Source organism: Burkholderia sp. AU45388, assembly GCF_030481585.1.
GTDB lineage: Bacteria > Pseudomonadota > Gammaproteobacteria > Burkholderiales > Burkholderiaceae > Burkholderia > Burkholderia sola.
The window spans coordinates 642,983-663,603 of sequence record NZ_JAUJPV010000002.1 but is presented as its reverse complement, the minus strand read 5'-3'; the positions used below and the strand labels follow the sequence as shown (position 1 = coordinate 663,603).

The following is a 20,621-nucleotide window of genomic DNA, read 5'->3' as shown; positions in this document are numbered from 1 at the left end:
GGCGGACAGTCCGCGCATCAGCCGCCGCTGCGGCCCGCGAGCAACTCGACTGCGAAGTCGGTGCGCACGTCTTTCGCCGCGACCATCCGCTGCGCGATCCGGTCGATGTCGGCACCGGTCGCGCCCGCCGCAACGGCGATGTTGCGCGCATGCAGCGCCATGTGGCCGCGCTGGATGCCTTCGGTCGCGAGCGCGCGCAGCGCACCGAGATTCTGCGCAAGCCCGACCGCCACCGCAATTTCACCGAGTTCCCGAGCGGACGTCACGTTCATGATCTTCAGCGCGAGACGCGCGAGCGGATGCGTCTTCGTCGCACCGCCGACGAGCCCCACCGGCATCGGCATCTCGATCGTGCCGACGAGGTCGCCGTCGGCGGCCCTCTCCCACGTCGTCAGCGACGTATAGCGGCCGCTGCGGCTCGCATACGCATGCGCGCCGGCTTCGACCGCTCGCCAGTCGTTGCCGGTCGCGACCACGACCGGATCGATGCCGTTCATGATGCCCTTGTTGTGTGTCGCCGCGCGGTAGGGGTCGGTTGCCGCGAACACGTAAGCGTCGATCACGCGGTCGATCACGTCTTCGCCGGAATAGGCGTCGGTCGCGAGCGTGGCGGCCGAGTACCGTACCTCTGCGCGGGCCAGCCGGAGATCCGCGAGGTTGGACAGTATCCGCAACCGTACCTGGCCCCCGGTGATCGCTTCGATGCGCGTCGCGACGGTTTCGGCCATCGTGTTGACCGTGTTCGCGCCCATCGCGTCGCGTACATCGACGATCAGGTGCGCGACGACCATCGCGCCGCGCGGCGTGTCGGGGAACACATGGACCTCGATGTCGCGGCAGCCGCCGCCGAGGCCGACGAGCACCTTGTCGCGGCTGTTCGCGAGATCGATCAGCTCGGCCGCGTGCCGCAGGATCGCGAGCCGCGCGCCGTACGGATCGTCGACGCCGATCACCTGCACCTGCGCACGCATCAGCGGGCCGCTGCTCGACGCACGAAAGCCGCCGGCCGCGCGGGAGAGCTTCGCCATATACGATGCGGCCGCAACGATCGACGGCTCCTCGACGGCCATCGGCACGATCACGTCCTTGCCGTTGATCCGGAAGTAGCCGGCCACGGCCATCGGCAGCTCGAACGTGCCGATCACGTTCTCGATCATCCCGTTCGCGGTGTCGAGCGGCAGCGCGCCCGGTTTCGCGAGCAGCGCGTGCTCGGCATCGTCGAGCCCGACGGCACGGGACAGGTGGGACAGGCGTTGCTCGGGCGTGAGCGAGCGGAAGTTCGGCAAGGCGGAATCGATGGGCATGAGGGGTCTGCTGTTCGGGGTGGCGGTATGGCCCGTGGGTGCTTGCGGCGGGCAGCGGATAGCCGAATAATAGTCACGCTGTACCCATTGAAAAGGTACAGAACGCGCAGACAGTCGCCCAACCGTACCCATGACAGTGAGCCGGCCCGACGGAACCCGCCGATGAAACAGCGTGCAAAAGCCAGCCTGTCTGGCGCGATGGCGGACAATCTCGCCAGACAGATCGAGGAAGGCGTGTTGCCGGCCGGCGCGAAGCTGCCTTCGATCAGGGAATACGCTGAGGCGTCCGGCTGCTCGAAGAACACCGTGATCAGCGCGTTCGAGATGCTCGCGGCCGACGGCCTGATCGAGCCGCGCCGCGGCTCGGGCTTCTTCGTCACGCGGCGCGCGGCGGCCGCGCCCGAGATCGACGAACCGAGTTCGCTCGACCGCGCGATGGACATCGTGTGGCTGATGCGCGAGCAGCTGCACGTGAAGCCCGACGTGCTCAACCTCGGCGAAGGTTTCCCGCCGATCGAGTGGCTCGAGGAAACGCGGCTGAACCAGTACCAGCAGCGCATCATGCGCACGAGCGCCGCGTCGCTGTTCCGTTACGGCAGCCGCTTCGGCTACCTGCCGTTGCGCCAGTCGCTGCAGCAGAAGCTCGCCGGCTACGAGATCGAGGCGCCGCCCGCGCAGATCGTGCTCACGCACGGCGCGAACCAGGCGATGGATCTCGTGCTGCGCTACTTCGTGCGCCCCGGCGACGCCGTGCTCGTCGACGATCCCGGCTACTACCCGCTGTTCGGCAAGCTGAAGCTGAGCGGTGCGACCATCGTCGGCGTACCGCGCGAGATCGACGGCCCCGACGTCGCGAAGCTGGCCGAGCTCGTCGCCACGCACCGCCCGAAGCTGTTCTTCACGCAATCGGTCGGCCACAACCCGACCGCGACCGATACGAGCGCGGCCAAGGCACATCGCATCCTGCAACTCGCCGACGCGCACGACCTGATCATCGTCGAGGACGATGCGCTCGCCGACCTGCGGCCGCGCTCGCTCACGCGCATCGCGACGCTCGACCAGTTGCGCCGGACCATCTATATCGGCAGTTTTTCGAAATCGGTGTCGGCGGCGTTGCGTGTCGGATTTCTTGCGTGCAATGCCGCGCTTGCGAGCGATCTCGCCGATGTGAAGATGCTGACGCATGTCAGCAGCTCGGAATACTGCGAACGTACGCTCGATGCGATCGTCAGCGATGGCCACTTTCTCAGGCACACGAATCATCTTCAGGAGAAGCTGCGGCGCGCGACCGGCACCGCGCTCGATGCGCTCGGCCGTCTCGGCGCGGAGGTCTATCGGCCCTGCGACCAGAACCTGTATCTGTGGGCCGCGCTGCCCGGCTGGCCCGATTCGATGCCGCTCGCGCAGGCGATGCTCGAGCGTGGCGTGATTCTCGCGCCGGGCGCTGTGTTTTCGCCGCAGGCCGATCGTCCGTCGAAGTACTGCCGGTTCAATGTCGCGTATCTCGCGGACAAGCGGTTCGCGCAGGCGTTGAGTGCGGTGGCGTAGCGTGCTCGCCGGACTCGACGAAGCAACCGACAAGCGCCGTGCGATGCGGGATGACGGTGATAGCCGGCCCGCCATGACAACCATCCATCCGACTCGAGGGGACCGATTTGACCGACGCCAATGCCAATGAACCGGGCACGCCCGCGCTGAAGCAGGCTGCAACCAGCACGCCACTCTGGCTCGCCACGGCCTGGACCGTGTTCGGAAGTGCGGCGCTTTTGCTCGCGTGGTTCTCCGGTTACTCGACCGCATTCTGCGATACGCTCGGCGGCGCCGTGGTCTGGGTCGTGTTCTTTTCCGCCGCCGCGATCTTCGGTGTCTCCCGGGATTATCCGGCGTTCATACCCGTCGGCCTGGTGGCCTGCATCGCATTCGCCGCGCTCGCCCGTCGCCTTCCGCGCTTCAAGATCACGTGGCTTCGATTCCTGATTGCGCTGATTAGCGTCTATGCCGCCACGGGACTGCTTACGTGGTTGAGAGACGTCCACAATACATGCCGCATCATTTGATGCGCACGGTGCGCTTCATCGACAAACGCAGGCCGTTGTTCGAACCGGCCCGCGCGCACCGTCGCCCGCCGCCTACACGCGCCGCAACGGCCGGAATCCCGCACGCACTTCACGCGCAAACAATTCCGGTTCCTCCCATGCCGCGAAGTGGCCGCCCTTGTCGACTTCGTTGAAGTAGATCAGGTTGTGATAACTGCGCTCGGCCCAGCTACGCGGCGCCTGGTAGATCTCGCCGGGAAACACCGTGATCGCGGCCGGCAGCGAGATATCCACCGCGTTGAAGTTGTTCGAGTGATCCTCCCAGTAGATCTGCGCGGACGACGTCGCGGTGTTCGTCAGCCAGTACAACGAAATGTCGTCGAGGATCTCGTCGCGCGGAATCGAGCGCTCCGGCACGCCGCCACTGTAAGTCCACTGCGAGATCTTGTCGTACATCCACGCAGCCTGTCCTGATGGCGAATCGGCCAGCGCATAGCCGACCGTCTGCGGCCGCGTGACCATCATCGCCGAGTAGCCGCAGTTGTCGCGATAGAACGTCGCGAGCTTCTCGTACGCGGCCTTCTCCTTCGGCGACAGCGAGGCCGGCGCGGGCGCATCGGTCGCGAGCAGCGTCGCGATATCCGGCGGCACCGTCGCCGGCATGTTCACGTGAATCCCGGCCAGGCCCTGCACGCGCTGCATCGCCATCCGGTGCGAGATCACCGAGCCGCAGTCGCCGCCCTGCGACACGAAACGCGTATAGCCGAGCCGCGCCATCAGCTCGCCCCACGCTCGCGCGATGTGATCGGAGCCCCAGCCGGTCTTCGTCGGCCGGCCCGAGAAGCCGAAGCCCGGCAGCGACGGCACGACGACGTGGAACGCATCGTCCGCGCTCGCGCCGTGCGCGGTCGGGTCGGTCAGCGGGCCGATCGCCTTCAGCAGCTCGAAGATCGAACCGGGCCAGCCGTGCGTCATGATCATCGGCATCGCGTTCTCGTGCCGCGACCGCACGTGGATGAAATGAATGTCGAGCCCGTCGATTTCCGTGATGAACATCGGGAAGCCGTTCAGGCGCGCCTCGCCCTTGCGCCAGTCGTAGTCGGTGCCCCAGTAGCGCAGCAGCGCCTGCATGCGCGCGAGCCGCACGCCCTGCGATTCGTCGGCGACGGTCTCGCGGCCCGGCCAGCGCGTCGCGGCGATGCGACGGCGCAGGTCGGCCACGGCCTCATCGGGAATGTGCGCGGTGAACGGGCGTATGCCGCTCGCGCCGGTGGCCGCATGCAGCGCGGCGGGCAGCATCGCCGAGACCCCGGCAGCCACGGAAGTGGCCAGCAGGTGGCGACGCATCGGGGAAAACGGTGTGGAAGACATCGTTCGGCATCTCCTTTCGTGAAATGGAAAGTGAACATGCCGCGCGCGGGAGCGCGCCGAGGCTTTCAATCCGGCGCGCCCATGCCACGCGGCGTCGCCCATTTGAAAGGTCCGATGTATCCCGGATTTGTCTGATTTGTACGCGTTTGTAGCTGCTGCGCGGCGAGCGGCCAAGCCCCTACGGCCGCCCGCCGGGGTGATATTCAGAGCGCCTTGACGATCGCGCCGTCGACGCGAATGTTCTGCCCGGTGATGTAGCCCGCGCCGTCCGACAGCAGGAACGCGACCGTCTTCGCGATCTCGCCGGTCTGGCCGAAACGGCCGGCCGGAATACGCGCGACGATCTCCGGCGTTTCCGGCCAGCTGTCGATGAAGCCCGGCAGCACCGCGTTCATCCGGATGTTCTCGGCTGCATAGCGTTCCGCGTACAGGCGCGTCCATGCGCTCAGCGCCGCGCGCAGCGCCGACGACACGGGCATCGGTTGCTCGGGCGCATCCGCCGCGAAGCTCGAGATGTTCACCACCACGCCGCCGCCCTGCTTCTGGAAGATCGGCGTCACCCGGCGCATCACGCGCACCACGTTCAGCAGGATCAGGTCGAGCCCCGCGTGCCAGTTGTCGTCGGTGATCGCCAGCAGCTCGCCCTTCGGCGGATGGCCGGTGTTGCTCACGACCGCGTCGACGCGGCCGTAGCGCGCGATCGTTTCCCGCACGAGCTTGTCGATATCGGCCTCTTCGGTCACCGAGCCCTTGATGCCGAAACCGCCGAGTTCCTCGCCGAGCGCCACCGCGCTGCCCGACGGCGACATCAGCGCGACGCGATAGCCCGTCGCCGCCAGTTCGCGCGCGATCGCCGCGCCCATGCCCTTGCCCGCCGCCGTGATCAACGCTACTTTTTCTACAGTCACGATCCGTTCCTCGTTCCGATTCTGCCGCCGCGCAGCCGCCATTCGGCGCGCCATGGTGGTAATGTAGGCGCATCGATTCCGGCTGTCGAACCAGTATTTCTGCCGTCAGCCGATAGCTTTTCTACAGCCAAACGATGCCGCCACGCCCTTCCCGCCTGCCGCCGCTGAATGCGCTTCGCGCGTTCGAAGTGTCCGCCCGGCACCTCAACTTCCGCGCCGCCGCCGACGAGATCGGCGTCACGCAGGGCGCCGTCGCGCAGCAGGTGCGCCACCTCGAGGACGTGCTCGGCCTGAAGCTGTTCGAGCGCCTGCCGCGCGGCCTCGCACTCACGCACGACGGCGCCGCGTATTTCTCCGACGTGCAGCGTGCGCTGCACGCGATCGCCGATGCAACCGACAAGCTCGTGAAGCGGCGCGCCGCGCTGACGATCAGCACGACGCCGTCGTTCGCGTCGAAATGGCTGATTCCTCGGCTCGCGCAGTTCACCGAAGCACATCCCGACTACGACGTGCGCGTGATCGCCGACCCGCAGATCGCGACGTTCCGCCACGACGGCGTCGATCTCGCGATCCGCTACGGCAAGCCGCCGTTCGGCAAGCATCTCGCCACTCATGCGCTGTTCCCGCTCGACGTGTGCGCGGTGTGCAACCCGTCGGTGCTGACCGCGCCGGCTTCGCCGCGCGCGCTCGCCGGGCAGGTGCTGCTACACGATGCACACGACCTGTGGCCCGAGTTCCTCGCGGCGATGCCCGAACCGGTCGACGTCGATCCGCACAAGGGGCTGCGCTTCAACCAGACGTCGCTCGCGATCGATGCGGCCGTCGCCGGCCAGGGCATCGCGCTCGCGACCGAGCCGCTCGTCGAGCGCGACATCGCCGCCGGACGGCTGTGCAAGCCGTTCGACTTCGCGTTTCCGCTGTCGGTAGGGTTCTATCTCGTGTATCCGGCCGAGCGCCGCGACGACGATGCGATCGTGGTGATGCGCGAGTGGATGATCGAGGCCGCATCGGACGGGCGGCCTTGAGCGGTTGAGCGCGCTCGGCCAGCGTCAGGGTGCGATCCAGCGGGCGTCGTAACCGCTTTCGTTCACGTCGAATACCGCGCGGCGATGGCCGGCGCGCGCAAGTTCGAGCCAGTCGATGCGCGCGATCGTCATGTGGATCAGGCAGAAGTTTGCGTAGCCGTCGCCAGTGGGTGCGGTGCCGCCGATATGCGCGGCTTCAGGCGCTGCGATCGACGTGCCGGGCGGCAACGGCGCGCGATACAGCAGCAACGTATGCGGGCGGCTCGATGCCCAGATCGCGCGCCGTTGCGCTTCGTCCTCGCAGATCGACGCAACACCTTCCGCGCGAATCTGCACGAGCGCGTCGAGATCGTTCGCGACGATCGAGATGCGCGGATCGCGACGCAACTCCGCCACTTTTTCCGAACGCGCATCGGTATGAAACGACAGCACGCGCTCGGTGCGACTCACCTGACGCAATACGATCGTCCGAACCTTCAGCGCACCATCGAGGCCGAGCGTGGCCGCCTGCAGCATCGTGAACGGCGAGCGCTTTTCGCTCACGCCGGCTTCGAGGCAGGACCACAGGCGGTCATACGTTTGCGCGAGCGATTCGGAGGTCGGGTCGGACATGAGGCGGCGGCGATCGTCGGTGTTTCGATCGCGCAAGCTTAACCGCTTATGTCGGCGACGGCGCGCACGTGGCGCGAGCCGCCGGCCCTGTGCCGGTCAGTTGTAGCCGAGCACGACCGACGCCGCATCGCCGGCATCGGTTGCCGGCTCCGCGCCGAAGCGGCCGAGCACGTCGGCCACATACTGCGGCCCGGCGCTGATCTGCGACGAGCGATGCTTCGCCGGCTGCTTATAGGCGGCGCTCGCCGCCACGCCCACCGAAGCCGTTTCGTTGATGGTGATAGTCATGCTGACGTCTCCTCACGCGGCCCGCGCCGCACCATACGCGCGCACGAGGCGCGCGACGCCTTCCCGGATCGCATCGACGTCCGGCGCGGCGAACGACAGGCGCAGCGATGCTGCGTCGACGTTGTCCGCGAAGAACGCCTTGCCCGGTACGAACACGATCTTGTTGGCGATCGCCTGTTGCAGCAGCGCGTCCGACGACACCGCACCGAGCCGCGCCCACACGAACATCCCGCCTTCGGGACGATGGAATTCGATCGCATCGCCGAAGCCGTCGCGCAGCGCATCGCACATCGCGTCGCATTTGCGCCGGTACGCGGCCGTGATGCGCGGCAGATGACGTTCGAGCGCGCCGTCCGCCAGATATTCGGCGGCGGTCGCCTGCGTCCACGGCGCGCTGCAGAGGTCGACCGTCTGCTTCGCGATCACGCAGCGCCGCGCGATTTCGGCCGGCGCGATCGTCCAGCCCACGCGCAGCCCCGGCGCGACGATCTTCGACAGGCTCGCGAAATGCACGAGCCAGTCGCGCGCGCCATCCACCTCGCCGGCCAGCGCGAGCATCGACGGCACGGCTTCGCCCGCGAAACGCAGGTCGCCGTACGGATCGTCCTCGACGATCAGGAAACGGTATTGCACCGCGAGACGCAGCAGCTTCAGCCGGCGTTCGCGCGTGAGCGTCGCGCCCGTCGGGTTCGCGAAAGTCGGGACCGTGTAGAGCAGCTTCGGTTGCGCGATCGCGCCGGACGCGAGTTGTTCGCCGAGACGATCGACGTCGAGGCCCTCGCCGTCGACGGGAATCGTCACGATGCGCGCCTGTTGCAAACGCATCGCCTGCAGCGTGGCCGGGTACGCCGGTTGTTCGGTCAGCACGACGTCGCCGGGCGACACCATCACGCGCAGCAGCAGGTCGAGACCTTGCTGCGAGCCGGTCGTGACGAACAGTTCGGCTGGCGTGCACGCGACGCCGCGACGCGCCATCAGCGCGATCAGTTGCTGCTTCAGTTCGGCGAGGCCGTCGGTCGGGCCGTATTGCAGGCAGCGGACGGGCTGCGCGTACGCGCGTTCGGCCGCCGCGTTCAGGCCGTCGACGTCGAACAGATCGCTGGCTGGATAACCGCCCGCGAACGAAATCATGCCCGGTTCGGACAGGTACTTGAACAACTCGCGGATCGGCGAGCCGGCAGGGTTTTGGAATGAGGGCGAGAACGCGTACATGTCGTCGTGAGCGGGTGGGCGCGGAAGGCCGGGATAGCCGCCGAGTGCCGGCCGCCAAGGCACTTCTGACGCCGCGGCGGTGAATTCGAGCCACGATTGTCGATAGTCATTAAGGGCTCGGCAAACGATATCTATGCACTAGGTCTTGCGGTTTGGTCATTAAATCGCGGCTGGGCGGGGGTTAGGGGCGCGGAGGGATGCGGGGTTCGGGGACGGTTCGTCGAACGGGTGTTTGATTCGGGCGATTGTTTCGCCGGGGGTGGTCACGGCGATGCGACAACCACTCGGGCAGCGGGACCACAAGATATCCTTCCCTTCAACGATCGCTGCCTGAATGCGAACACGCATACCGCTGTTCAACTAAGCCGGCCTGACCTAGCGATGCTCATCGAGCACCGCACATCCCCTGCACGTCCACCTTGAAGGGTTCACATGGAATACATCATCCATCCGGAAGCGCCCTCCGTATCGACATATATCGACATTCGCGTTGCTGCGGGTCGAGCCGGAAATCCGAGCAAGCTGCAACTATCGGGTTGCAGAACGGCCTCTTTAGCGTCGTGGCGTACTCGGGTAGCACTCCGGTCGGAATCGGCCGGATTATCGGTGACGGTGGCTGCTTCTTCGAGGTCGTGGATATCGCAGTATTGCCGACACACCAGACGAAGGGTGTAGGCGATCTGATCATGCGAGCACTCATGAACTACATTCACGAGAACGCGCCGCCGACTGCCTATGTCAGTCTGATGGCGGATCACGGGACGCCGAAGTGCTATGAGCGCTATGGCTTCCAGCCGTCGGTACTTGCCGAGAAAGCAGGTATGTTTCCTTGCATTAAATGACGCAGGTCGCGCTGAATCCTTTTTTGCGCACTGGACGCAACCATATCTCGCGAAATGCGAGCCGACGGCGGTCAGTCCATTGACTGCTGCCCCGAGCAGTCACTCGGCTCACCTCAATTGCGGACGTTCAGTGAGCTTTCCATGATGCGATCCTTGTATCGCGTCATTCTTTGCGCTACTACTTTGCCTGTAGCGTTGTCATGATGATCCGCTTGACAATTTGGCTTCTTGAAAGAAGCCCGCCGTCGTAAGAGCAATCGCAAAAATACACATCGCTACAGGGATAGCGGCCGCCGAATGCCGACAAACGAAGGGCGGCCCGAGCCGCCCCACAACAACCGATCAGCCCGCGACACCCCGATTCGCCTCAATCACCGTCAACGCAGCCATATTCACGATCCGCCGTACGGTGGCGCTGGAAGTAAGGATGTTCACCGGCGCATTGACGCCCAACAGGAAAGGCCCCACCGCCACATTGCTCCCCGCCTCGGTCTTGAGCAGGTTGTAAGCGATATTCCCTGCATCCACATTCGGACAAACCAGCAAATTCGCCGCCCCCTTCAACGGCGACATCGGCAGCAGCTTCGCCCGCAGCCCTTCATCGAGCGCACAGTCGCCATGCATCTCGCCGTCGGCCTCGATATCCGGCGCCTGCTCGCGCACGATCTCCAGCGCGCGGCGCATCTTCACGCCCGAAGCCGCACTCCCCGACCCGAAATTCGACCGCGACAGCAGCGCGACCTTCGGCGTCAGATTCAACCATTCCATCTGCCGCGCCGCCGCGATCGTGAATTCCGCGATCTGCTCCGCATCGGGATTATCGTTCACGTGCGTATCCACCAGCGCGACCGTCCGCTGATCGAGCAACAGGATGTTCATCGCCGCATAAGTCGAAGCACCGGGTTTCTTGCCGATCACTTCGTCCACGAACCGCAGGTGATTGTGATACTCGCCCACCGTCCCGCAGATCATCCCGTCCGCGTCGCCGAGCTGCACCATCATCGCGCCGATCAGCGTCAGGCGGCGGCGCATTTCCACGCGCGCCATTTCCTTCGAAATACCGTCGCGGCACCGCAGTTCCCAATACTTCGTCCAGTACTGCGGGAAACGCTCGTCATATTCCGGATTGGTCACTTCGACATCCTGACCGAGTCGCAAGCGCAGCCCGAACCGCTCGATCCGCGCGAGCAGCACCTCCGGACGTCCGACCAGAATCGGCCGCGCGAGCTTCTCGTCGACGATCACCTGCACCGCACGCAGCACCCGCTCGTCTTCGCCTTCGGTGAATACGATCCGCGCCTTGCCGCCTTCACGCACGAGCTGGCGCGCGGTCGCGAACAGCGGCTTCATGAACGCGCCCGAGTGGTAGACGAATTGCTGCAACTGCTCGACGTACGCATCGAGATTCGCGAGCGGACGCGTCGCCACGCCGCCTTCCATCGCCGCCTTCGCGACGGCCGGCGCGATCCGCACGATCAGGCGCGGGTCGAACGGCTTCGGAATCAGGTATTGCGGGCCGAACGACACGTCGTAAGCACCATAAGCCGCCGCGACGACTTCGTTCTGCTCTTCCTCGGCCAGCCCCGCGATCGCATGCACCGCAGCGATTTCCATCTCGCGCGTGATCGTCGTCGCGCCCACGTCCAGCGCCCCGCGGAAAATGTACGGGAAGCACAGCACGTTGTTGACCTGGTTCGGATAGTCCGAGCGGCCCGTCGCGATCACGACGTCGTCGCGCGTCTCATGCGCCAGTTCCGGGAAGATTTCCGGCGTCGGGTTGGCCAGCGCGAGAATCAGCGGACGCGCCGCCATCTGCTTGAGCATCTCCGCCGTGAGGATGCCGCCGACCGACAATCCCAGGAACACATCCGCGCCGCCGATCACTTCGGCGAGCTTGCGCGCATCGGTTTCCTGCGCGAAGCGCGACTTGGCCGGGTCCATCAGCGCGGTACGGCCGCGATAGACGACGCCTTCGATGTCGGTCACCCACACGTTTTCCACCGGCAGCCCGAGGTCGACCAGCAGGTCCAGGCACGCCAGCGCGGCCGCACCGGCGCCCGACGTCACGACCTTCACTTCCTTGATGGACTTCCCGACGACCTTCAGCCCGTTGATGAACGCGGCGGAAACGGTAATGGCCGTGCCGTGCTGATCGTCGTGGAAGACGGGAATCTTCATGCGTTCGCGCAGCTTCTGCTCGACGGTGAAGCATTCCGGCGCCTTGATGTCCTCGAGGTTGATGCCGCCGAACGTCGGTTCGAGGCCCGCGATGATGTCGATCAGCTTGTCCGGGTCGGTCTCGTTGATCTCGATGTCGAACACGTCGATCCCGGCGAACTTCTTGAACAGGACGGCCTTGCCCTCCATCACCGGCTTCGACGCGAGCGGGCCGATGTTGCCGAGGCCCAGCACGGCGGTACCGTTCGTGATCACGCCCACCAGGTTGCCGCGGCTCGTGAAGCGGTGCGCCTGCAGCGGATCGGCGGCGATCGACTCGCACACGCTCGCCACGCCGGGCGTATAGGCCAGCGCCAGGTCGCGCTGGGTCACCAGCGGCTTGCTGGCGACGACCGAGATTTTCCCGGGGGTCGGAAACTCGTGATAGTCGAACGCGGCCTGCTGCTGTGTCTCTGTCTGTTTCATGTTTTGGGTCCCGGCGTGGGCGCCAGGCCAGTCCCGGCGCGATCCATGAAGGTGATTCTAGGGATCCGCCATAACATGATGATTCTGTTTTAATATCGGCCCATCACTTTTTCCTGATGAATGCATGACCAGTCAATGAATTTCGATGCAAACGACGTGGTCAGGCGGCTCGGCGCGCGTCTGAAGATTCGGCATCTGGTGCTGTTGCTGCAGATCCAGCAGCACGGCTCGCTGACGCGCGTCGCCGAGCACATGGCGAGCAGCCAGCCGGCCGTGACGAACGCGCTGTCCGAACTGGAGAGCATGTTCGGCACGCCGCTGTTCGAGCGCTCGTCGCGCGGCATGCGGCCCACCGCACTCGGCGCGGTCGTGCTCGAACGGGCGAAGGCGATGATCAAGGATCTCGACCACCTCGCCCGCGAGATGGAGGCCGTCGCCGCCGGGCATGCGGCCCATCTGCATATCGGCGTGATTCCGTTCATCTCCGGCCAGATGCTGTCGGCCGCGCTGAAGCGGCTGCAAGCGCGCATGGAGCGGCGCCTGACCGTGACGATTCACGAAGGCACCAGCGATCAGCTGCTGCTGCAACTCCGGGATCACAGCGTCGACATCGTGATCGGGCGCGCGTCGTCGGCGATCGATCTCGGGCAGGTTTCGTTCGAAGTGCTGTACCAGCAGCAGCCGCGCATGATCGCGAGCCGGCGGCTGGCCGCCAAGCTCGCCCGCGCGCCGCTGGACTGGCACAAGCTGCATGCGCTCGACTGGATTCTCGGCGCGCCGCATACGCCGATGCGCGAACAGGTGACCGACCTGTTCCTGTCGGCCGGCATCGCGCCGCCGGTGCCGATCGTCGAAAGCTATTCGTCGAAGCTGATCGGCGAAATGATCGCGTCGAGCGACGAGGCCGTGTCGATCGTGCCGGCCGATATCGCGGAGGAACTGGTGCGGATCGCCGGCGTGGCGATCGTGCCTTATTCGCTGGTGTGGACGCTGCCGCCGATCGCACTGTTCACGCGCTCCGCCGATTCGCAATCGCCCGCGCGCGATCTGCTCGTCGACGCGCTACGCGTGGTGTGCAAAGAGACGTACGGGGACGCGCAGCGATAGCGCGTTACTTGCCGGCGGCGAGGCGACGCAGGATTTCCGCACGCTCAGCGGCCAGCACGTGGTCCGAGCCCTCGCCCCTGTCGTAGCGTTTGCTCGTGCGGTAAGAAAAGCGCTTCGCGTATTGATTGGCGGCAGGATCGAACACCCATGCGTCGACGTCGAAGAAGTGCTGGCCGAAATGATCCTCGTCCTGGCCCCACACATAGTCGGCCCGGACGAACAGCGGATACGACGACACCTCCGGCACGTTCCACATCGCACGATCGGCCATCTCCGTTTCGGTGACATTCGGCATCAGGTTCTCGATCTTGCCGTTCGCGCCGACACGCAGCACGGCCACGCGCTCCAGCATCCCGCTGCCGCCACCCGAGAACATTCCCGAGAAGAACACCCACGAGCCGCCCGACGCAATCGGCAACCGCTCGGACCGTGGATTCAGGCCGAACTGGTACAGCTCCTTCGACGAACGAGGAAGCGGCGCCGGCGGCATCTCGAAGCACGGCGCACGGTCGGGCAGCACGCAGAGCTTCACGCCGGAGAGCGGAAGCCCGTCGCCGTCGAGCTTGCCTTCCGTCTGAGTGAAGCGCGGGAATGTGGTTTCGCGGGGCGCCGCTTGAACGCTGGCGATGCCGACGACCGCAATGCTTGCGATTGCCGCGAGCGTTTTACCGATCCAGCGCATCACGCCTCCGCCCGATGACGCACCGCCTCGATATTGTGTCCATCCGGCCCGACGACGAACGCCGCGTAGTAGCTAGCGTGATAATGCGGCCGCAACCCGGGCGCGCCATGGTCTTTGCCGCCGGCCTCCAGCGCCGCGCGATGGAACGCATCGACTTGCTGCCGCGTGTCGGCCACGAATGCGATGTGAAGAGGCGCCGGTTTCTCGTCGGCCGGGAACAGACACAGCGAAGACTTGCTGGGCAGCCCGATCTCGATCCCGTACGACGGCTCGCCTTCCCCGACGATTTCGGCACCCAGCGGTTCGAGTGCCTTCAGGAAAAACGCCTTGCTGGCGGCGTAGTCGCTGACGCCGAATTTGACGTGGTCAAACATGAGCTCACTCCGATGGATGGTCAGTCGGCACGCTGGTGTGATGTCGCGATGACCGCAATGGTGCCATATGCGGTGGTGGTCTGTTACCGGCTCGAACGACCCGGAGCCATCGTTGGGATCAGCGCCAATGGAAGAGCCGCTTTCGACGCGTTAGCTGCCGTCCTGCGTCGGATGGCCGCTCCGCGTGCGTGGGGCCACTCACTATTCCAGGCTGTTGGCTGCGAGCATCGACTTCACTATTTGGATGTGAGCGACGAGATCTGCAAATCTCGTTTATTGCTGAGGAACATGTCAGGCGAGCATCCTTTCCAGACATCGGAGGAGCAGTACGATCAGATCACCCGATACTTCGTTCCGCCCGCACTCGGCGAAGGATTCAACATCATTATCTATGACGAGACAGGAAAGGTCCGTTTCCGGACTGGATCATGACATTCGAGTGTCCGGCTGAAGGCGAAATGCGATGCCTGCTTCTGGCCGGACGCTGCGCCAATTGTCCGTGCTGCAAACTCGATATATCGCGCGGACCTGCTGAATTCAGCCCCCTTCAGCAGCATTCCGCGCGCCAAATGAACCGAGACGCTGCCGCGTTTTACGAGCAGCACGGGTTCGTTGCCATTGCGTACAGCGACGGCAGCAGAAACGAGGAGGGTTATCCCGATGTTTTGTATCGCTTGACGCGATAGCGCGGCCATCCGTTCGCTCGCCTCATCTGCCGTTATCGACCGATACAGGGTCAGCTCAGGTCAGCATCGCAAACACGGGCTGGTTCCTGACGCTCTCACGCTCCAGCATTCTCGCGTACCAGGCTCGAAGCGCTTCGCATTCCTCAGGCACCGGCAGCTTCACGAGCATCGCAAAGATCAGACCACCGATGACGGTGATGTCGGCCATCGAGAACGTCTCGCCCGCAACATACGGTTGCCGTTGCAGAACCGCATCGAAGTAGCGCATGCCCCTCAGCGCCTTGTCGCGCTGACGGAATCCCCACTCCGGGTTTTGATACGTCTCCACGTCGGGCCCCAGGCCCGGCGTGCCGTGATGGAAATAAACGCTGATCGCGTCGAGCAGTTCCAGCTCGGCGCGCTTGCTCATCATGTGGATGATGCCCCTTTCGCGCGGCGTGCTGCCGGTGAGCGTGGGTACGCCATCGAGCGTATCGAGGTACTCGGTAATGGCCGTGCACTCGGCAATGCAGGTTCCATCATCGAGTTCCAGCACCGGCAACGTACCCGAATAATTCTTGCTGGCGAGGAATTCGGGCTTTTTATGCTCGCCCTTGTAAAGATCGACCATCACGAACTGGACGCGCGATTGCAGCCCCTTTTCGGCCAGCGCGATGCGCACGCGTGTCGGATAGGGCCCTGTCGGGAAATCGTGGATCTTCATCATGGGCAGTTGGGCTGGGTCGAAATCGACGTTGCGGGAAGTCATTGCACGGGCGCTCCGTAGTCGGTTGCAAGGGATCGGGCGACGTGAAACACGTCGCCCCGTGAATCTACCTAACGTTTGTTAGGTTAACCATATAAGGTACTATCCAGGGTGTCAACATCCATTTCCTGCGCGCGGAGGCTGAAGCGGTGACGAACGACGCGAGTTCGAATTCGAGAGAGAAAATCCTGGCAGCCGCCACGAGGCTCGCGCAGACGCACGGCTACGGCGGGTTGAACTATCGGGATCTCGCCAACGAGGTGGGCATCAAGGCCGCGAGCATCTACCATCATTTCGACAGCAAGGCCGATCTCGGCGCCGCGGTGGCGAGGCGTTATTGGGAGGATTCAGCGGCGGCGCTGGACGACATGCTGGCCGGATCGCGCGATCCGCTGGACTGCCTGCGCCGCTACCCGGATACCTTCCGCAAGGCGCTCGCGACCGGCAACCGCCTGTGCCTGTGCAGCTTCATGGCCGCCGAAACCGACGACCTGCCGGAAGTCGTGATGAAGGAAGTGCTGGCCTTCGCCGACGTGAATGTCGCGTGGCTCAGCAAGGTCCTGTCCGCAGCGGCAATAGTCGGCGCTCGGGAAAGCAAACCGCGGGCGCGGGCCATCTTCGCCGCCATCGCCGGCGCCCAGCTCATCGCGCGGAGTCGCGGCGATCTCTCGCTCTATGACGCGCTGATCGACAATTATCGGAAAGCGGGGCTTTTGCCGGCGTAGCAGGGTAACGGTGACGCGGCTTCGGATGATGTCGAACGTTCGCGAACGCACGATGTTCAATCGCGCGACCCAGGCTCACGTGGATGCCGTCGCCGAGGTTTGCCGCCGGGGTGCCGCGATCACTCGCCGGCTGAACTGACGGGTTTTTCGTAAAGAGACCAGACGATACCGTCCGTTTTCAACCCAACACGAACAAAGCCCAGCGACTCGTAGTAAGCGCAAAGCTTCGTGTTTTCAGCGCCGCAGTCGAGTCGAAGCAAACGCCGATTCGAGCGGCTCACCTCATGCGCGCACCAGTCGAGCATGAAGCCGCCGAGCCCGAACCCGTTGAAACCTTGCCGCACACAGAGGCCGTGCACGTAACCTGCGATCGGCTCTTGAGGCCCCCAGTGCCTGTCCTCGTCGAAGTCGAGCGAGAACGTTCCGACCGGCGCGCCCTCCTGTTCGACGACGTACACGGCTTTCTCGGCGACATGGTTTCGCACCCACCGTTCGGAGAAGCCCTCGCCTTCCTTGCCCCACACGTAGTCGCCGTGCGCGACCTTCTTGGCATGTGCATCGTTCCGGATCTGTGTCAGCACCGGCACATCGTCTACCGTCGCTCTACGGACACTTTTCGAAACCATCGCTCGTTTCCCGTTATGTTGGCGCTACCATTCCGGCGCACCCCGTGACTGACCTGACGCTAGCCACTTGTTTTTCCATTCATATGGCGACCAGAACAATTCTCGTCGATCGCGTTCGATAAGATCTTCGTCGGAAACCTACGCCCTACGGATGAAAAGTCTCGCCCCGCTTCAGCATGTCGATGAATTCCGCGATTTTGCGCGCCCGTGTTTCCGGTTTCTTGGCATTCTGTATCCGGAACAGGATCGCATAGCGGTTACGGCTGTTCAGCGTCGCAAAGAACTTCGCGGCTGTTGGATTGTCGTCCAGAGCCGCCTGCAGGTCATCCGGCACGGTCGAGTTGCTGGCCGACGTATAAGCCGCCTGCCAGCGGCCGTCTTTTTTGGCCTTCTCGATTTCGCGCATGCCGGCCGCGCGCATTCTGCCTGCGGCGATCAGCGCTTCGGCCTTGTCCTTGTTGAGCTTGGACCAGATGCTTTTCGCCGAGCGCGGGGTAAAGCGTTGCAACCAGTATTGCGCGCTGTCGGCCTTCTTTTGACCATCGATCCAGCCGTGGCAGAGGGCACTTTCCACCGCCGCTTCATAGGTGACGGTTCGCTGCCCCGCGCCTTTTTTCGCGAGCCGCAGCCATGCTCCGGTCGACGTGCCGCCGTTCTGCCCCAACCAGCGTTCCCATTCGGCTTGACTGGCAAACGTCAGCGCGCCTTCGGTCATGTCACGATCCTGAATGGTTGCGTCTTCAACGACGCAAAAGCCGCCACTCAACCAACGAGCGGCGGCCACCGAAGCCACCGATTCCGCACAACCGCTTCAAACGATCCGGTTCAACGCATCGGCAAGCCGCTTCACCGCGCCATCGACATCGTGCAGCTTGTCGAGACCGAACAACCCGAGCCGGAACGTCTTGAAATCTTCCGGTTCGTCGCATTGCAACGGCACGCCGGCCGCGATCTGCAAACCGACGTCGGCGAACTTCTTCCCGGTGCGAATGCCGTCATCGTCGGTATAACCGACCACGACGCCCGGCGCCTCGAACCCCTTCGCGGCCACGCTCCTGAACCCCTTCTCCGTCAGCAGCGCGCGAATGCGCTCGCCGAGTTCGAGCTGTTCCGCCTTCACCTTGTCGAAACCGTACGCGTCGGTTTCCTTCATCACGTCGCGCAGCGTCGTGAGGCTGTCCGTGGGCATCGTCGCGTGATACGCGAACCCGCCCCCCTCGTACGCCTCCATGATCTGCAGCCACTTGCGCAGATCGCACGCGAAGCTGGTGCTGGTCGTCGAATCGATGCGTTCGCGCGCGAGCGAGCTGAACATGACCATCGCGCAACACGGCGACGCACTCCAGCCCTTTTGCGGCGCGCTGATCAGGATATCGACACCGCTTGCCTCCATGTCGACCCACACGGTGCCCGACGCGATGCAATCCAGCACGAACATGCCGCCGACCGCATGCACCGCATCGGCCACCGCGCGCAGGTATGCATCGGGCAGCATGATGCCGGACGCGGTTTCGACGTGCGGCGCGAACACGAAATCGGGTTTGTTGGCGTGGATCGCGGCGACCACTTCGTCGATCGGGGCCGGCGCGTACGCGGCCTGCCTGCCGGCTTCGACCGGGCGAGCCTTCAGCACGGTCGTCTCTGACGGAATGCTGCCCATGTCGAAAATCTGCGACCAGCGGAAGCTGAACCAGCCGTTGCGGATGACGAGGCATTTCTTGTTCGTCGCGAACTGTCGCGCCACGGCTTCCATGCCGAACGTCCCGCTGCCCGGCACGATCGCGACCGACTTCGCGTTGTAGACTTTTTTCAGCGTGGCGGAAATGTCGCGCATGACGCCCTGAAAGCGCTGCGACATATGGTTGACCGAGCGATCGGTGTACACCACCGAATATTCGAGGAGCCCCTCGCGGTCAACATCGGGAAGTAAACCTGGCATGCTCGCCTCCGGCGAAAGATGAACGTTGGAATCAGGACAAGCAGCGTCTTCGATTCGATACTGCTCTGCACCATGCAACTGCGTCATTTCCTCGACGAAAGCAGATTCTAGCGAACGCCGCCGGCCGATTGGCGCATATTTTTTCCCGCTGCCGGGCACGGTATTCGCCGACGCCGGCGCATGCCGCGCACATCGCCCTGTTCGGTGTAAGGGTTAACGACGCGTACGGCAACAGCCGCCTAACATGTCGACCAGCCCCCTCACGACGGAATTCACGATGACCTCCTCTCCCGCATCGTCACTGCAGTCGTCAATCGATCCCGCGCTCGCCGAGCGCATCGACGCGGTCCTGTCCCGCCAGCTCGATACGCAACGCCTCGTCGGCGCGGTCGTCCTGGTCGCCCGCGACGGCAAGCTCGTCTATCGCCGCGCAGCCGGGTTCGCGGACCGCGAGTCGCGTACGCCGATGCGCGAGGACACGCAGTTCCGGCTCGCGTCGGTCACGAAGCCGATCGTGTCGGCGGCCGCGATGACACTCGTCGCGCAACGCAAGCTGTCGCTCGACGAAGACGTCACGCGCTGGCTGCCCGAATTCCGTCCGGCGCTGCCCGACGGCCGCGTGCCGACGATCACGGTGCGCCAGTTGCTCGTGCATACCGCCGGCCTCGACTATCGCTTCAACGAAACCGACGCGAACGGCCCCTATGCGCGTGCGGGCGTGTCCGACGGGCTCGACGGCGCCTCGATCACGCTCGCCGACAACCTGCGCCGGATCGCGAGCGTGCCGCTGCTGTTCGCACCGGGCACGAGCTGGAACTATTCGCTGTCGATCGACGTCATCGGTGCGCTGATCGAGGCTGTGTGCGGCGTGCCGCTCGCCGACGCGATCGATGCGCTCGTGCTGCGCCCGCTCGGCGCACGCGACACGGGCTTCGTCGCACGCGATCCCGCGCGGCTCGCCACGCCGTACGTGAACGACACGCCGCAGCCGCATCGGCTCGCGGAGAACGAGACGGTGCCCATCGAAGAAGGCTTCGTCGGCGTCACGTACTCGCCGTCGCGCGCGCTGAATCCACAAGCGTTCCCGTCGGGCGGCGCCGGAATGGTCGGCACCGCGGGCGACGTGCTGACGGTGCTGGACACGCTGCGCGCGGGCGGCGGCACGATCCTGCCGGCCGAGCTGGTCGACGAGATGGGACGCGTGCAGACCGGCGATTCCGAATTGCCGGACCTGCCCGGCGCGGGCTTCGGGATCGGCTTCTCGGTGCTGCGCGATCCGCAGGCGGCCGCGTCGCCGGAATCCGTCGGCACGTGGCGCTGGGGCGGCGTCTACGGCCATTCGTGGTTCGTCGACCGCGCACGCGGGCTCACCGTCGTGTCGCTGTCGAACACGCTCTACGAAGGGATGAACGGGCAGTACACGCTCGATCTGCGCGATGCCGTCTACGGCGTCGGCTAACGCGTGCACACGAAAAAAAGCCCGACAACGCCGGGCC

Annotated in this window: 21 protein-coding genes; 8 read left to right on the top strand and 13 right to left on the bottom strand. The window is 64.7% G+C overall.

Going from position 1 to position 20,621, the window contains the following annotated elements:
* Window positions 1-17 precede the first annotated feature (17 nt).
* Entirely contained in the window at window positions 18-1,304 is a 1,287-nt protein-coding gene (locus QZM72_RS06905; RefSeq protein ID WP_301737626.1) for a hydroxymethylglutaryl-CoA reductase, degradative, read from the bottom strand.
* 162 nt (window positions 1,305-1,466) lie between these two features.
* Between QZM72_RS06905 and QZM72_RS06900 the strand changes: the two genes are divergently transcribed.
* Entirely contained in the window at window positions 1,467-2,852 is a 1,386-nt protein-coding gene (locus tag QZM72_RS06900; protein WP_301737625.1) for a PLP-dependent aminotransferase family protein, read from the top strand.
* Window positions 2,853-2,959: 107 nt separating this feature from the next.
* Window positions 2,960-3,361: a hypothetical protein gene (locus QZM72_RS06895; RefSeq protein ID WP_301737624.1), complete on the top strand. Its 402-nt coding sequence runs from the start codon at window positions 2,960-2,962 to the stop codon at window positions 3,359-3,361.
* Between the two features lie 72 nt (window positions 3,362-3,433).
* Here the strand turns inward: QZM72_RS06895 and QZM72_RS06890 are convergent, their stop codons facing one another.
* Entirely contained in the window at window positions 3,434-4,711 is a 1,278-nt protein-coding gene (locus QZM72_RS06890) for an epoxide hydrolase family protein (protein ID WP_301737623.1), read from the bottom strand.
* 203 nt (window positions 4,712-4,914) lie between these two features.
* Window positions 4,915-5,619, bottom strand: coding sequence for an SDR family oxidoreductase (locus QZM72_RS06885; protein WP_301737621.1), 705 nt, complete (start codon window positions 5,617-5,619; stop codon window positions 4,915-4,917).
* A 134-nt stretch (window positions 5,620-5,753) separates the two neighbouring features.
* Between QZM72_RS06885 and gcvA the strand changes: the two genes are divergently transcribed.
* On the top strand, window positions 5,754-6,644 hold the full coding sequence (gene gcvA / locus QZM72_RS06880) for a transcriptional regulator GcvA (RefSeq protein WP_301737620.1): 891 nt from the start codon (window positions 5,754-5,756) through the stop codon (window positions 6,642-6,644).
* A gap of 24 nt (window positions 6,645-6,668) precedes the next feature.
* On the opposite strand, the gene QZM72_RS06875 is transcribed toward gcvA, so the two are convergent.
* The 3 genes from QZM72_RS06875 to QZM72_RS06865 form a co-directional block, all read right to left on the bottom strand.
* Window positions 6,669-7,256 (bottom strand): pyridoxamine 5'-phosphate oxidase family protein, encoded by a 588-nt coding sequence (locus QZM72_RS06875; protein ID WP_301737618.1) that lies wholly within the window; start codon window positions 7,254-7,256, stop codon window positions 6,669-6,671.
* 96 nt (window positions 7,257-7,352) lie between these two features.
* Window positions 7,353-7,544, bottom strand: a complete 192-nt coding sequence (locus QZM72_RS06870; protein ID WP_301737617.1) for a hypothetical protein — start codon at window positions 7,542-7,544, stop codon at window positions 7,353-7,355.
* Between the two features lie 12 nt (window positions 7,545-7,556).
* Window positions 7,557-8,756, bottom strand: a complete 1,200-nt coding sequence (locus tag QZM72_RS06865; RefSeq protein WP_301737616.1) for a PLP-dependent aminotransferase family protein — start codon at window positions 8,754-8,756, stop codon at window positions 7,557-7,559.
* A 536-nt stretch (window positions 8,757-9,292) separates the two neighbouring features.
* On the opposite strand from QZM72_RS06865, the gene QZM72_RS06860 reads away from it, so the two are divergent.
* On the top strand, window positions 9,293-9,598 hold the full coding sequence (locus tag QZM72_RS06860) for a GNAT family N-acetyltransferase (RefSeq protein WP_301737615.1): 306 nt from the start codon (window positions 9,293-9,295) through the stop codon (window positions 9,596-9,598).
* A gap of 342 nt (window positions 9,599-9,940) precedes the next feature.
* Here the strand turns inward: QZM72_RS06860 and QZM72_RS06855 are convergent, their stop codons facing one another.
* A complete protein-coding gene (locus QZM72_RS06855; RefSeq protein ID WP_301737614.1) occupies window positions 9,941-12,241 on the bottom strand; it encodes an NADP-dependent malic enzyme in 2,301 nt (766 codons plus the stop codon).
* Between the two features lie 135 nt (window positions 12,242-12,376).
* On the opposite strand from QZM72_RS06855, the gene QZM72_RS06850 reads away from it, so the two are divergent.
* Window positions 12,377-13,348 carry a LysR substrate-binding domain-containing protein gene (locus tag QZM72_RS06850; protein WP_089469043.1) on the top strand — a complete coding sequence of 324 codons (972 nt, stop codon included), beginning with the start codon at window positions 12,377-12,379 and terminating at the stop codon, window positions 13,346-13,348.
* Between the two features lie 4 nt (window positions 13,349-13,352).
* Here QZM72_RS06850 and QZM72_RS06845 read toward each other — a convergent pair whose 3' ends face one another.
* The gene (locus QZM72_RS06845) at window positions 13,353-14,030 is read right to left on the bottom strand and encodes a hypothetical protein (RefSeq protein ID WP_301737613.1); all 678 of its coding nucleotides are present in this window, start codon (window positions 14,028-14,030) and stop codon (window positions 13,353-13,355) included.
* A complete protein-coding gene (locus QZM72_RS06840) occupies window positions 14,030-14,404 on the bottom strand; it encodes a VOC family protein (RefSeq protein ID WP_301737612.1) in 375 nt (124 codons plus the stop codon). The genes QZM72_RS06845 and QZM72_RS06840 overlap by 1 nt, the downstream gene beginning before the upstream one ends.
* Before the next feature lie 12 nt (window positions 14,405-14,416).
* Here QZM72_RS06840 and QZM72_RS06835 point away from each other — a divergent pair, with 12 nt between their 5' ends.
* A complete protein-coding gene (locus QZM72_RS06835) occupies window positions 14,417-14,836 on the top strand; it encodes an AAA family ATPase (RefSeq protein ID WP_301737611.1) in 420 nt (139 codons plus the stop codon).
* Window positions 14,837-15,145: 309 nt separating this feature from the next.
* Here QZM72_RS06835 and QZM72_RS06830 read toward each other — a convergent pair whose 3' ends face one another.
* Window positions 15,146-15,838, bottom strand: a complete 693-nt coding sequence (locus QZM72_RS06830) for a glutathione S-transferase (RefSeq protein ID WP_301737610.1) — start codon at window positions 15,836-15,838, stop codon at window positions 15,146-15,148.
* A 146-nt stretch (window positions 15,839-15,984) separates the two neighbouring features.
* Here QZM72_RS06830 and QZM72_RS06825 point away from each other — a divergent pair, with 146 nt between their 5' ends.
* Entirely contained in the window at window positions 15,985-16,560 is a 576-nt protein-coding gene (locus tag QZM72_RS06825) for a TetR/AcrR family transcriptional regulator (protein WP_301737609.1), read from the top strand.
* Window positions 16,561-16,679: 119 nt separating this feature from the next.
* On the opposite strand, the gene QZM72_RS06820 is transcribed toward QZM72_RS06825, so the two are convergent.
* The 3 genes from QZM72_RS06820 to QZM72_RS06810 all read right to left on the bottom strand — a co-directional run bounded on the left by QZM72_RS06820 (window position 16,680) and on the right by QZM72_RS06810 (window position 19,125).
* Window positions 16,680-17,141, bottom strand: coding sequence for a GNAT family N-acetyltransferase (locus QZM72_RS06820; protein ID WP_301737608.1), 462 nt, complete (start codon window positions 17,139-17,141; stop codon window positions 16,680-16,682).
* A gap of 190 nt (window positions 17,142-17,331) precedes the next feature.
* Entirely contained in the window at window positions 17,332-17,901 is a 570-nt protein-coding gene (locus QZM72_RS06815; RefSeq protein ID WP_089469037.1) for a YdeI family protein, read from the bottom strand.
* A gap of 96 nt (window positions 17,902-17,997) precedes the next feature.
* On the bottom strand, window positions 17,998-19,125 hold the full coding sequence (locus QZM72_RS06810; protein ID WP_301737607.1) for an aminotransferase class V-fold PLP-dependent enzyme: 1,128 nt from the start codon (window positions 19,123-19,125) through the stop codon (window positions 17,998-18,000).
* 277 nt (window positions 19,126-19,402) lie between these two features.
* Here QZM72_RS06810 and QZM72_RS06805 point away from each other — a divergent pair, with 277 nt between their 5' ends.
* Window positions 19,403-20,584 (top strand): serine hydrolase, encoded by a 1,182-nt coding sequence (locus QZM72_RS06805; protein WP_301737606.1) that lies wholly within the window; start codon window positions 19,403-19,405, stop codon window positions 20,582-20,584.
* Window positions 20,585-20,621: the final 37 nt, after the last annotated feature.

Excerpts from the sequence above, each read along its gene's own strand:
- QZM72_RS06810 (WP_301737607.1), bottom strand. The coding sequence starts at position 19,125 with ATGCCAGGTTTACTTCCCGATGTTGACCGCGAGGGGCTCCTCGAATAT.
- QZM72_RS06840 (WP_301737612.1), bottom strand. The coding sequence starts at position 14,404 with ATGTTTGACCACGTCAAATTCGGCGTCAGCGACTACGCCGCCAGCAAG.
- QZM72_RS06805 (WP_301737606.1), top strand. The coding sequence starts at position 19,403 with ATGACCTCCTCTCCCGCATCGTCACTGCAGTCGTCAATCGATCCCGCG.
- QZM72_RS06890 (WP_301737623.1), bottom strand. The coding sequence starts at position 4,711 with ATGTCTTCCACACCGTTTTCCCCGATGCGTCGCCACCTGCTGGCCACT.
- QZM72_RS06855 (WP_301737614.1), bottom strand. The coding sequence starts at position 12,241 with ATGAAACAGACAGAGACACAGCAGCAGGCCGCGTTCGACTATCACGAG.
- QZM72_RS06850 (WP_089469043.1), top strand. The coding sequence starts at position 12,377 with ATGAATTTCGATGCAAACGACGTGGTCAGGCGGCTCGGCGCGCGTCTG.
- QZM72_RS06870 (WP_301737617.1), bottom strand. The coding sequence starts at position 7,544 with ATGACTATCACCATCAACGAAACGGCTTCGGTGGGCGTGGCGGCGAGC.
- QZM72_RS06830 (WP_301737610.1), bottom strand. The coding sequence starts at position 15,838 with ATGACTTCCCGCAACGTCGATTTCGACCCAGCCCAACTGCCCATGATG.
- QZM72_RS06835 (WP_301737611.1), top strand. The coding sequence starts at position 14,417 with ATGGATGGTCAGTCGGCACGCTGGTGTGATGTCGCGATGACCGCAATG.
- QZM72_RS06900 (WP_301737625.1), top strand. The coding sequence starts at position 1,467 with ATGAAACAGCGTGCAAAAGCCAGCCTGTCTGGCGCGATGGCGGACAAT.
- QZM72_RS06815 (WP_089469037.1), bottom strand. The coding sequence starts at position 17,901 with ATGACCGAAGGCGCGCTGACGTTTGCCAGTCAAGCCGAATGGGAACGC.
- QZM72_RS06875 (WP_301737618.1), bottom strand. The coding sequence starts at position 7,256 with ATGTCCGACCCGACCTCCGAATCGCTCGCGCAAACGTATGACCGCCTG.
- QZM72_RS06865 (WP_301737616.1), bottom strand. The coding sequence starts at position 8,756 with ATGTACGCGTTCTCGCCCTCATTCCAAAACCCTGCCGGCTCGCCGATC.
- QZM72_RS06905 (WP_301737626.1), bottom strand. The coding sequence starts at position 1,304 with ATGCCCATCGATTCCGCCTTGCCGAACTTCCGCTCGCTCACGCCCGAG.
- gcvA (WP_301737620.1), top strand. The coding sequence starts at position 5,754 with ATGCCGCCACGCCCTTCCCGCCTGCCGCCGCTGAATGCGCTTCGCGCG.
- QZM72_RS06845 (WP_301737613.1), bottom strand. The coding sequence starts at position 14,030 with ATGCGCTGGATCGGTAAAACGCTCGCGGCAATCGCAAGCATTGCGGTC.